This window comes from Nocardioides dubius, assembly GCF_039528155.1.
Lineage (GTDB): Bacteria > Actinomycetota > Actinomycetes > Propionibacteriales > Nocardioidaceae > Nocardioides > Nocardioides dubius.
In genome coordinates this window covers 2342-12866 of record NZ_BAAALG010000016.1, presented here as the reverse complement: position 1 = coordinate 12866, position 10525 = coordinate 2342, and the positions used below count along the sequence as shown (strand labels likewise).

The following is a 10525-nucleotide window of genomic DNA, read 5'->3' as shown; positions in this document are numbered from 1 at the left end:
GGCGTCAGATCAGAATGCGGCCTCGTCGAGGTCCATGATCGCGAGGTCGGTGGCCTCGGCCATGGTCCGCTCGGCGGCGATCTTCGGCAGCACGTTGCGGGCGAAGAACTGCGCCGCGGCGACCTTGCCGGTGTAGAAGGCCTTGTCCTTCTCGCTGACCTCGCCACCGAGCTTGGCCAGCGCCACCTCGGCCTGGCGCAGCAGCAGCCAGGAGCAGACGATGTCGCCGAGCACCATCAGCAGGCGGCTGGTGTTCAGGCCGACCTTGTAGATGTTGCGCAGGTCGCCGCCCTCGGCGTTGACGTCGGCGCTCATCAGCTGGCCGATCATGGTGGCCACGATCGCGTTGCCGTCCTCGAGGGCCTTGGCCAGCAGGTCGCGCTCGACCTTGAGCTCGGCGTTGCCCTCGGCGTCCTTGATGAACGCCTCGACCTCGCCGGCCACGTGGCCCAGCGCCTTCGCCTGGTCCTTGACGATCTTGCGGAAGAAGAGGTCCTGGCCCTGGATCGCGGTGGTGCCCTCGTAGAGGGTGTCGATCTTCGCGTCGCGCACGTACTGCTCGATCGGGTACTCCTGCAGGAAGCCGGAGCCGCCGAAGGTCTGCAGCGACTCGGTGCCCAGCAGGGTCCACGAGCGCTCCGAGCCGTAGCCCTTGACGATCGGCAGGAGCAGGTCGTTGATCTTCATCGCGAGGTCGTCGCGCTCGCCGTTGGCCTCGGCGATCATCACCCTGTCCTGCCAGGACGCGGTGTAGAGGACCAGCGCGCGCATCGCCTCGGCGTACGACTTCTGCGTCATCAGCGAGCGGCGGACGTCGGGGTGGTGGGTGATGGTGACCCGGGGAGCGGTCTTGTTGGCCGACTCAGTGAGGTCGGCGCCCTGGACCCGCTCCTTGGCGTACTCCAGCGCGTTCAGGTAGCCGGTGGAGAGGGTGGCGATGGCCTTGGTGCCGACCATCATCCGGGCGTTCTCGATGACGTCGAACATCTGCGCGATGCCGTTGTGGACCTCGCCGACCAGCCAGCCCTTGGCGGGCTCGCCGCCGCCGACCTGCGGGTCGCCGAAGGTGACCTCGCAGGTGTTGGAGACCTTGATGCCCATCTTGTGCTCGACGTTGGTGACGTAGATGCCGTTGCGCTCGCCGGTGAGCTCCCCGGTCTCGTGGTCGAAGTGGTGCTCGGGCATCCAGAAGAGCGAGAGGCCCTTGGTGCCGGGACCACCGGCACCCTCGACGCCCTCGGGGCGGGCGAGCACCAGGTGCATCACGTTCTCGACCATGTCGTTGGTGGCCGAGGTGATGAACCGCTTCACGCCGGTGACGTTCCAGGAGCCGTCCTCGTTCGGGGTGGCCTTCGCGCGGCCTGCGCCGACGTCGGAGCCGGCGTCCGGCTCGGTGAGCACCATGGTGCAGCCCCACTGGCGCTCGACCATGATCTGGGCGACGCGCTCGTCGCGGGCCACGCCGTTGGCGTTGTTCCACAGCACGCCGGCGAACGGGGCGCCGGCTGCGTACATGTGGATCGGGGCGTTGGAGCCGAGCACCATCTCGCCGATCGCCCAGTTCAGGGTCGCCGGAGCGAGCGTGCCGCCGAGCTCCTCGCGGATCTGCAGACGCCAGAACTCGGCGTCCATCCAGGTCCGGTAGGACTTCTTGAAGGACTCCGGCAGCGGCGCGTTGTGGGTGGCCGGGTCGAAGACCGGCGGGTTGCGGTCGCTGTCCTCGAAGGAGGCGGCGAGGTCCTCGCGAGCGAGGCGCTCGACCTCGGTCAGGACCTCGCGGGCGGTGTCGGCGTCCACTTCGGCGAAGGGCCCCTGGCCCAGGATCTCCTGGGTGTTCAGCACCTCGAAGAGGTTGAACTCGATGTCGCGAAGGTTGCTCTTGTAGTGGCTCACAGACCCACCCTTTTCCATCCGATGTCGTCGAGGCGGGCAGTTTGCTACCCGTCGGTAACTTCTATTGTGCTAGGTACGGGCACTCAAATCAAGACGTCGCGAGCGAACTCATGGCGAAGCCGGAGCCGTGATCGCCGTGGGGTGAGGGGAAATTTCGGGCCGTCGTCTGACAGACTGCGTGCATGCGCGTCTCTGCCAAGTCCGACTACGCCCTGCGTGCCCTCATTGAGATGGCGCGCCGGGAAGACTCTGGTCCGATCAGCGCCGAGGAGCTGGGGCGTCTGCAAGACATCCCGCACGGCTTCCTCCAGGCGATCCTGGCCGACCTCCGTCGTTCGGGCGTGGTGGTCTCGCAGCGAGGTCAGTCCGGCGGCTGGCGCCTGGCGGGCAAGCCCGAGAACGTGTCGATCGCCGACGTGATCCGTGCCGTGGACGGCCCGCTGGTCTCCGTCTACGGCCTGCGCCCGGAGGCGGTCTCCTACAACGAGAACGCCGAGGTGCTCCAGCATGTCTGGATCGCCGCGCGGCGCTCGCTGCGCGAGGTCTTCGAGGAGGTCTCGATCGCCTCGCTCGCCGCGGGCGAGCTGCCCGAGGCGGTCACCTCGCGCACCGCTGACGAGGACGCCTGGCAGCCCCACTAGCCCGGGCTTGCGCTTGCGCCCGCCGAACTGGCACCCGAAGCAATTAGTAAAGCCGCTTGATCAATCTGCTTTACTGGTTGTATGGACCCTCGCGACCCCGGAAGTGCTCGTCAGCTCGCCACCGATCTGGTCGACTTCCTGAGGCCGGTCGCGGCGCGGGTCGCCGCGATCCGCACGCTCTCCTCGGGCAAGGTCAACGTCCTGCGCCACCTCGCGCGGCAAGAGCGCGCCTCGGGGGCCGATCTCGCCGAGGCGATCGGCGTCAGCGCGCAGGCCATCTCGCTGGTCACCAAGGAGCTCCAGGAGCTCGGCTACCTCGAGCGGCTGCCTGATCCGAGCGATCGCCGGCGCAGCTGGTTCGTGCTCACCGACGCAGGCCGCGAGCGGCTGACCTCGGAGATGGCGGTCAGCAGCGGCTGGTTGGAGCAGGTGATCGGCCAGCGGCTCAGCGAGGAGGAGTGTCGCGAGCTCGCGGCGGTGATCCCGCTGCTGCACCGGCTCGTCTCGGGAGCCGAGGAGTGAGCCGGCCCGGCGCCCGATTGGTGCCGACGCTCGTCTACGGGGCCCTCTCGACGGCGATCGTCTCCTCGCTCGGCATGCTCCTGGTGCCCTCGATCGCCGAGGAGATGGGGGTCAGCGTCAGCACCGCGCAGTGGATGCTGACGATCAACCTCCTGGCCGGGGCGATCGCCACCCCGGTGATGGGCCGGCTCAGTGACGGTCCGCACCAGAAGCGGCTGTTGCTGGTCGCGCTCGTGATCGTGCTGATCGGCTGCGTGGTCGCTGCCCTGGCGCCGACCTTCGGCATCTTCCTCCTCGGCCGCGCCCTCCAGGGCCTCACCTACGGCATCGTCCCGGTGACGATCGCCATCGCGCGACGCCGGGTGCCGAGCGAACACGCCCAGAACGCGATCTCCAGCCTCTCGGTCACCGTCGCCACCGGCATCGGCGTCGGCTATCCGCTGACCGGCGTGATCGCCGGAACCTGGGAGTACCGCGCCGCGTTCTGGTTCGCGGCAGCCTTCGTGGTCAGCGCGATCGTGGTGGTGGCGCGGGGCATTCCCGCCGACGGTCCGGCTCGGGCCGAGCGGCGTCCGTTCGACGTCCCCGGCACGGTGCTGCTCGGTGCCGGGCTCGGCCTGCTCCTGCTCGGGATCAGCGAGGGCGCGAAGTGGGGTTGGGGATCGGGCGCCGTCGTCGGCGTGCTCGGTGTTGCGACGGTGCTGCTGGTCGCGTGGGTCGTCGTCGAGCTGCGCTCCTCGCACCCCTTGATCAACCTGCGGGTCTTCTCGCGCGCCGACGTCCTGCTCGCCAACGGCACCGCGATCGCCTTGGGCGGTGCGCTCTACATCGGGCTGTCGGTGGGCAGCCTGGTCGCGCAGGCGCCGACGTCGAGTGGCTACGGGCTGGCGCTGCCGGTCTTCTGGGCGGGCTTCGTGATGTTCCCGCTCTCGGTGGGCAGCTTCGGTGCCAACCGGTTGGTGCGCCGGATCTCGCGGCGGATCGACCTTGCCGTGCTGCTCCCGATCGGTGCCGGGATCATGGCCGGCGCGGCGGCCCTGCTGTGGCTGGCGCACTCGCAGCTGTGGGAGCTCGGCGTCGGCATGCTGCTCTTCGGGATCGGGATGGGCGCGAGCTACGCCGCGATGCCGGCACTGATCGCGCGTAGCGTCGCGGCCGAGGAGCTGGGCAGCTCGGTCAGCTTCAACCAGGTGCTGCGCACGGTCGGCAGCTCCTTCGGCACCGCGATCTCAGCGGCGGTGGTCGCCGCTCACGCGGGTCCCGGCGGCGTTGCCACCGACGCCGGCATCAGTGAGACGTTCGAGGTGAGCGCGGTCGTGTGCAGCGTGGTCTTCGTGGTGCTCACCGTGCACGCGGTGGCGCTCAGGCGGGCACGCGGGTCAGTGCGTCGACCGGTCGGCGTCGAGGACGCAGTCGGCTGACCGGACGCGGCTGCGTGGCCGCGACCAGGTGGCCGACGCCGGTCAGGGCCTCGGCGAGGTCGATGGCCGCGGCGTCGTCGTCGAGCTCGATCTGGTGCAGACGCAGCGCCGGAAGCAGGCGCCCCCAGCGCTGCGCGACGTCGCTGCGAGCCGTGACGGAGCCGGTGACGGCGACGTGCACCTCGAGCCCGGCCAGGTGGTCGAGGATCAGGGCGGCCTGCCCGAGGTCGGCGTCGCAGAGGCCGGGGGCGCTGAGCACGGCGTCGCGCTGGCCGCGCCACAGGTCGCGGGTGATCTCGGCCCAGCTGCCCTCGACGTCGCGACGCTCCAGTCCGACCTCGCGGTGGCGGCGGAGCATCTCCACGGTGGCGGCCTCCAGGTCCTCGGGCGCGACGTCGAGCAGGTGCAGGCCGGTGACGGACAGCAGGTCGCGGTGCGGCGCGAGGCTGCCGGCGTCGACCGGGGCCGGGCCGATGTGCAGCAGGAGCTTGTTCTTGGCCATGCCTCGAGGGTGGGCCGCGACGGTTGCCCCGAGGTGAACGCGGACCGAACCGGGTGGGGGCGGGCAGGTGAAGATCGATCCCTAGAACCTGTTCTAGATTCGTCGTATCCTGCGGCCATGACGATCAACTGGAACGCCGTCGACGACGACCACCCCGCGCGCCGTGCCTCGCAGCGCTCCTATGCCGCCGTGGCCAAGGGCGACCTCGCCGAGTGGCTCACGGTCTACGCGCCGGACGCCGTCCTGGAGGACCCGGTCGGTCCCTCGATGTTCGATCCCGAGGGCAAGGGCCACCGCGGCCACGCCGGGATCAGCGCGTTCTGGGAGAAGGCGATCGCGCCGATCGGCACCTTCGAGTTCACCATCAACGAGTCCTTCGCCAACCCCGGCAGCAACACCTGCGCCAACGTCGGCCAGATCAAGACCTCGTTCCCCGACGGCAGTCACACCACCACCGACCTGGTGATGGTCTATGTCGTGGACGACGAGGGCCGGGTCGCGTCGATGCGGGCGTTCTGGGAGCCCGAGCGGACGATGGCGACCTTCACCTCCGCCTGAGCGGTGCTCCGCGCTCTCGTGCCGGGGTGTGCGGTCACCGGGGGAGGACGCTCGCGCTCGAGGCGTCCTGTGTCCCGCTTGTGGGAGTCGATCCAGCCGAGCCTCCTCCCTGGAGGTTCTCCACAGGCGCGGGTCGGACCGATGCGCGGCGAGCCCGGTTCGGGCGACCATCGGGCATGGCATGGGAACCGGTCGAGGTGCTGCTCCGCTGCGGTGGCATCGTCGACGGCACGCGGCTGCTCGAGCTCTGCGGGCGCCGGGCGGTGTGGCTGGCGGTGCGCGAGGGCCGGGTCGTGCGGGCGGTCCGCAACCGGTACGTGCTGCCGGGCGGCGACGAGGCGATTGCGGCCGCGGCGCAGGTCTACGGCGTCGTCAGTCACCTGAGTGCCGCGCAGCTGTGGGGCTGGCAGGTGCGCCGTCCGCCGGACTTGCCGCAGGTCTCGGTGCGGGCGCACAGTCACGTGCCCGCTGTGCGACGGGCCGCGATGACCGTCTTCTGGCAGGACCTGCCGCCCGAGCATCGGGCGCACACCGCCCGACAGGGTCTGCTGACCACCAGGGCACGAACCGTCGTCGACTGCGCCCGGGCGCTGCCGTTCGCAGACGCGCTGAGCGTCGCCGACTCGGCCCTGCGCGAGGGGAAGGTGACGTGCGACGAACTGCTCGACGTGTTGACGTCGACGTCGCGGATCGGCAAGCCGCAGGCGCGGCGGGTGATCGAGTCGGCCGATCCGTGTGCGGCGAACCCCTTCGAGTCGTCGCTTCGGGCGATCGCACTCAAGGTGCCGGGCCTGGAGGTCGAACCCCAGGTCCTCATGCAGTGGATCGGGCGGGTCGACCTCGCTGACCCGCACTTGCGGTTGGTGCTGGAGGCCGACTCGTACCGCTGGCACGGGGACGCCGGAGTCTTCCGGTATGACATCCGCCGTCATGCCGCGCTGGTCCGCGCCGGCTGGACCGTCGTCCGCTTCTGTTGGGAGGACGTGATGGCCAAGCCTGAGTACGTCCAGCAATTGCTCGCCGATCTCGTCGTCCGCGGGCCGGACCGTCGCCCGGTCCGCGTCTCCGCGCGCGACCGGCGGCTGTGACCTGGCGGCAGGAGGTTCGCCCTCCAAACGGCGGCTCGCCGCCTGACGTCGTCGGCGAGCGGCCGAGTCTCCTGCCGCGGGGAACCGAGATCGCGGGTGTGTGACAAAGCCTGCGCTGACGGCGTCGAAGTGGTGTCATCACATGAACCAGGAGAGACATGAGCGAGAGCCGCACCACCGCCTTCGAGGAGTTCGCGCGAGCGCGGACGGCGCACCTGTTGCGCTCCGCGTGGCTGTTGTGTGGCAGCCGCACCGAGGCCGAGGATCTGGTCCAGGAGACGCTGGTCAAGGTCTACGTGCGGATGCATCGGGTGCTTGCGCCCGCGCTCGACAACCCGGCGGCCTATGCGCAGACCACGCTGACGCGCACCTTCGTCAGCTCACGGCGCAAGCGCAGCAGCACGGAGCAGCCGTATGCGGACCTGCCGGACGGTGCGCTCGGCGACCACGCTGATGCGGCTGCGCTGCGGGTCAGCCTCGCGGACGCGCTCGCCGAGGCGTCGCCGACCGATCGTGCGGTGCTGGTGCTGCGCTACCTCGACGACCTCTCGGTCGACGAGGTGGCCGGCATCCTCGGCCTCTCTCCTGGGGCAGTGCGGAACCGGAGCATGCGTGCCTTGGCGCGGATGCGTGAGAGGAGCCTTCGATGAAGGACGACGAGTTCGCAGACCTGCTCGACCGTGCCGCCCGCGCGGTGCCCGTCGACATTGCCGGGATGGTCACCGAGGCCGGTGCTCGCGGACGGCGGCGCCTGCGTCGGCGACGTGCAGCCTCGGTGCTCGCGGTGGCCGGGGTCACCGCCGCGGTCACCCTCGGCGTCACCGTGCCCGACTGGGGCGCGGACACCCCGACCCCGGTGGCCGAGCAAAGCCCCGGCTTCGCGAGTGCGCCCAGCGGCGCCGCCTCGCCCGGGCTGCACCAGCAGCCCGCCACGCCGGACCGGCCGATCACCATCGACGCCGAGGCCGTCCCGCAGCTCGTGGGCGAGGCTGCGGGCGCCACCGAGATCGGTCCGCTCCTGAACGAGGCGCCGTACCCCTTGATCGCCGAGGAGAACAGGATGATCCTGCACTTCCGGCTCGACGGCACGCTGACCACCGTGGTCATCGAGCCGTCCCAGGACCGCGCGAGCTGTCGGGCTGCGTCGCGCGAGTCGAGCGCCGAGAAGCGGTTGCGGACGACCGCCGGCGCGCCCGCGCAGCCGCGGCTCTCGTGCCGGGTCGTCGACGGCATCGAGGTCGGCGCGATCACCACGGGAACGGTCGGCAGCGAGGTCAGGGTGGGCTCGGCCACCGCGTGGAACCACGGCTACCGGGTCGACGTCGTCTCGTACAACGTCGCGGCCGGCAAGAACCCGGACGGCAGCGAGGACGTGCCGGCGCTGCGCGACCAGCCGCTCGTGGACGGGGACGTCCTGGTCGAGCTGGTCACCAGCGAGGCCTGGTTCGCGTAGCAGGCAGCCGTGGACCCGGGACCGGGGCAGGTCGCGGGTCCACGATGGCCGGAGCTGAAGCCCTTCCTCAGCTGAAGATCCTGCGGAACACGTTGGTGTCGGCGAGGTCGACCAGCTCGTCACCCTTGCCCGACATGATGGTGCGCAGGGCATAGAGCGTGAAGCCCTTGGCCTGCTCGGCGGTGACGGTCGGCGGGATGGACAGCTCTTGGCGAGCGGTCACCACGTCGACCAGCGCGGGCCCATCGTGTGCGAAGGCGGCGTTCAACGCGTCGGGGAGATCCCCGGGTTGCTCCACCCGCTGGGCATGCAGGCCGACTGCGCGGGCGACGTCGGCGAAGCTGGGGTTGTCGAGGTCGGTGCCGAAGTTCACGAACCCGGCAGCCTTCATCTCCAGCTCGACGAAGTTCAACGACGAGTTGTTGAAGACCACGATCTTCACCGGCAGCCTGTTCTGGCGCAGGGTCAGCAGCTCGCCGAGCAGCATCGAGAGCCCGCCGTCGCCTGCCAGCGCGACGACCTGTCGATCCGGGAACGCGGTCTGCGCGCCGATCGCGTGTGGCACCGCATTGGCCATCGTGCCGTGCGCGAAGGAGCCGATGAGCCGTCGGCGACCGTTCATCCGCAGATAGCGGGCCGCCCACACCACCGGTGATCCGACGTCGGGGATGAAGACGGCGTCGTCGCTGGCGAGCTCGCTGATCAACCGGGCCACGTACTGCGGATGGATCGGCCTCTTGTGGTCGTCGACGGCGAGATCATCGAGAGACTCGCGTGCCTTGCGGTAGTGCTTGAGGCAGCTGTCGAGGTGCTTGCGGTCGGTCTTCGCCGTCAGCATCGGCAGCAGCGCGTCGAGGGTGTCGCCGACGTCGCCGACCAGGCCGAGGTCGAGGTCGACCCGTTTGCCGAGCTGCTCTCCGCGCAGGTCCACCTGGATCACGGCCGCCTTGCTGGGCAGGAACTGCCGGTACGGGAAGTCGGTGCCGAGCATCAACAGCGCGTCGCAGCTCTCCATCGCCCGGTAGCCGGAGGTGAAGCCGAGCAGGCCCGTCATCCCCACGTCGAACGGGTTGTCGTACTCCAGGAACTCCTTGCCACGCAGGGCATGGACGACCGGAGCCTGCAGCTTCTCGGCCATCGCCAGCACCTGCGCATGCGCGCCCTCGGTGCCCGCCCCACCGAGGATCGTCACCCGCGAGGCGCCGTCGAGGATCTCGGCAGCGCGCCGCAGCTCATCGTCGACCGGACGGACGACGGAGCGGGTGGCGGTGATCGGCGTGGCCTTGGCGGTGGCGGAGGCCTTGGTCAAGAAGACCTCGCCGGGGATCACCACGACGGCGACGCCGCGCTTCTCGATCGCGTTGCGCATCGCGATCTCCAGCACCCGCGGCAGCTGATCGGGGGTCGAGACCAGCTCGGAGTAGACGCTGCACTCACGGAAGAGCTGGTCGGGGTGGGTCTCCTGGAAGTAGCCGCTCCCCACCTCGACGGCGGGGATCTGGGCCGCGATCGCCAGCACCGGAACCCGCGAGCGATGAGCGTCGAAGAGGCCGTTGATCAGGTGCAGGTTGCCGGGGCCGCAGCTGCCCACGCAGACCGCGAGCTCGCCGGTGAGTCCGGCATCGGCGGCTGCGGCGAACGCCGCTGCCTCCTCGTGCCGCACATGCTCCCAGCTGATCGTGCCGGCCCGCCGGAGCGCGTCGGTGAAGCCGTTGAGCGAATCGCCCGGCACTCCGTAGACCCGGCTGACGCCGGCCCGTCCGAGTGTGGTCACGATGCCGTCTGCGATCGTCGCCATCAGTTCCGTCCTCCGAGTGTCGGGAAGTGCCTCCACCAGCGACAGTACCCACGCGCGGCCTGCGGCGTCAGTGCCGAACGGTGACCTTGCCGCCGTCGACGTCCCAATGCTGGTCGAGCCGCACGTTGGCGAGCAGGCGGCGATCGTGGGAGACCAGCAGCAGCGTGCCCTGGTAGCTCTCCAGCGCCTGCTCCAGCTGCTCGATCGCGGGCAGGTCGAGGTGGTTGGTCGGCTCGTCGAGCACCAGCAGGTTGACGCCGCGCGCCTGCAGCAGCGCCATCGCGGCACGGGTCCGCTCGCCACCGGAGAGACGCCCGACCTGGCTGGCGACCTGGTCGGCCTTGAGCCCGAACTTGGCGAGCAGGGTGCGCACGTCCGCCGGTGTCATGTCGGGCAGAACCGCCTCGAAGGCGTCGCCGAGCGGGAGCTCCTCGGCCAACCCGGTGCGGGCCTGGTCGATGCCGCCGACGGCGACCGTGGCGCCCAGGCTGGCGCGGCCGTCGTCCGGGGTGATCTCGCCGAGGAGCAGGCCGAGCAGGGTGGACTTGCCGGCACCGTTGGGGCCGGTGATCGCGATCCGGTCACCGGCGCTGACCTGGACCGAGACCGGTCCGAGGGTGAAGTCGCCGCGGCTCACGGTGGCGGCATC

General features: G+C 70.2%; 11 protein-coding genes. 7 read left to right on the top strand and 4 right to left on the bottom strand.

Annotation, left to right across the window (positions count from 1 at the left end):
• Positions 1-9: 9 nt before the first annotated feature.
• Positions 10-1893 (bottom strand): acyl-CoA dehydrogenase, encoded by a 1884-nt coding sequence (locus ABD151_RS19685; RefSeq protein WP_343996551.1) that lies wholly within the window; start codon positions 1891-1893, stop codon positions 10-12.
• 182 nt (positions 1894-2075) lie between these two features.
• Between ABD151_RS19685 and ABD151_RS19680 the strand changes: the two genes are divergently transcribed.
• The 3 genes from ABD151_RS19680 to ABD151_RS19670 all read left to right on the top strand — a co-directional run bounded on the left by ABD151_RS19680 (position 2076) and on the right by ABD151_RS19670 (position 4477).
• The gene (locus ABD151_RS19680; RefSeq protein WP_343996550.1) at positions 2076-2534 is read left to right on the top strand and encodes an RrF2 family transcriptional regulator; all 459 of its coding nucleotides are present in this window, start codon (positions 2076-2078) and stop codon (positions 2532-2534) included.
• Positions 2535-2615: 81 nt separating this feature from the next.
• Complete coding sequence (locus tag ABD151_RS19675; protein ID WP_343996549.1) at positions 2616-3056, top strand: MarR family winged helix-turn-helix transcriptional regulator; 441 nt, start codon at positions 2616-2618, stop codon at positions 3054-3056.
• Positions 3053-4477 (top strand): MFS transporter, encoded by a 1425-nt coding sequence (locus ABD151_RS19670; protein ID WP_343996548.1) that lies wholly within the window; start codon positions 3053-3055, stop codon positions 4475-4477. The genes ABD151_RS19675 and ABD151_RS19670 overlap by 4 nt, the downstream gene beginning before the upstream one ends.
• On the opposite strand, the gene ABD151_RS19665 is transcribed toward ABD151_RS19670, so the two are convergent.
• Complete coding sequence (locus ABD151_RS19665; RefSeq protein ID WP_343996547.1) at positions 4419-4979, bottom strand: hypothetical protein; 561 nt, start codon at positions 4977-4979, stop codon at positions 4419-4421. The two genes, ABD151_RS19670 and ABD151_RS19665, sit on opposite strands and share 59 nt — an antisense overlap.
• Positions 4980-5096: 117 nt before the next feature.
• Here ABD151_RS19665 and ABD151_RS19660 point away from each other — a divergent pair, with 117 nt between their 5' ends.
• The 4 genes from ABD151_RS19660 (at position 5097) to ABD151_RS19645 (ending at position 8078) form a co-directional block, all read left to right on the top strand.
• Entirely contained in the window at positions 5097-5537 is a 441-nt protein-coding gene (locus ABD151_RS19660; protein ID WP_343996546.1) for a nuclear transport factor 2 family protein, read from the top strand.
• Positions 5538-5713: 176 nt separating this feature from the next.
• Complete coding sequence (locus ABD151_RS19655) at positions 5714-6625, top strand: DUF559 domain-containing protein (protein WP_343996545.1); 912 nt, start codon at positions 5714-5716, stop codon at positions 6623-6625.
• Positions 6626-6783: 158 nt separating this feature from the next.
• Positions 6784-7275, top strand: coding sequence for a SigE family RNA polymerase sigma factor (locus ABD151_RS19650; protein ID WP_343996544.1), 492 nt, complete (start codon positions 6784-6786; stop codon positions 7273-7275).
• Complete coding sequence (locus tag ABD151_RS19645; RefSeq protein WP_343996543.1) at positions 7272-8078, top strand: hypothetical protein; 807 nt, start codon at positions 7272-7274, stop codon at positions 8076-8078. The genes ABD151_RS19650 and ABD151_RS19645 overlap by 4 nt, the downstream gene beginning before the upstream one ends.
• Before the next feature lie 67 nt (positions 8079-8145).
• Here ABD151_RS19645 and poxB read toward each other — a convergent pair whose 3' ends face one another.
• Entirely contained in the window at positions 8146-9876 is a 1731-nt protein-coding gene (gene poxB, locus ABD151_RS19640; RefSeq protein ID WP_343996542.1) for a ubiquinone-dependent pyruvate dehydrogenase, read from the bottom strand.
• 67 nt (positions 9877-9943) lie between these two features.
• A partial coding sequence (locus ABD151_RS19635; protein ID WP_343996541.1) for an ATP-binding cassette domain-containing protein occupies positions 9944-10525 on the bottom strand: 582 nt, incomplete at its 5' end.

Coding starts and splice junctions, on each gene's coding strand:
- ABD151_RS19680 (WP_343996550.1), top strand. CDS start 2,076: ATGCGCGTCTCTGCCAAGTCCGACTACGCCCTGCGTGCCCTCATTGAG.
- ABD151_RS19675 (WP_343996549.1), top strand. CDS start 2,616: ATGGACCCTCGCGACCCCGGAAGTGCTCGTCAGCTCGCCACCGATCTG.
- ABD151_RS19665 (WP_343996547.1), bottom strand. CDS start 4,979: ATGGCCAAGAACAAGCTCCTGCTGCACATCGGCCCGGCCCCGGTCGAC.
- ABD151_RS19660 (WP_343996546.1), top strand. CDS start 5,097: ATGACGATCAACTGGAACGCCGTCGACGACGACCACCCCGCGCGCCGT.
- ABD151_RS19655 (WP_343996545.1), top strand. CDS start 5,714: ATGGCATGGGAACCGGTCGAGGTGCTGCTCCGCTGCGGTGGCATCGTC.
- ABD151_RS19650 (WP_343996544.1), top strand. CDS start 6,784: ATGAGCGAGAGCCGCACCACCGCCTTCGAGGAGTTCGCGCGAGCGCGG.
- ABD151_RS19645 (WP_343996543.1), top strand. CDS start 7,272: ATGAAGGACGACGAGTTCGCAGACCTGCTCGACCGTGCCGCCCGCGCG.
- poxB (WP_343996542.1), bottom strand. CDS start 9,876: ATGGCGACGATCGCAGACGGCATCGTGACCACACTCGGACGGGCCGGC.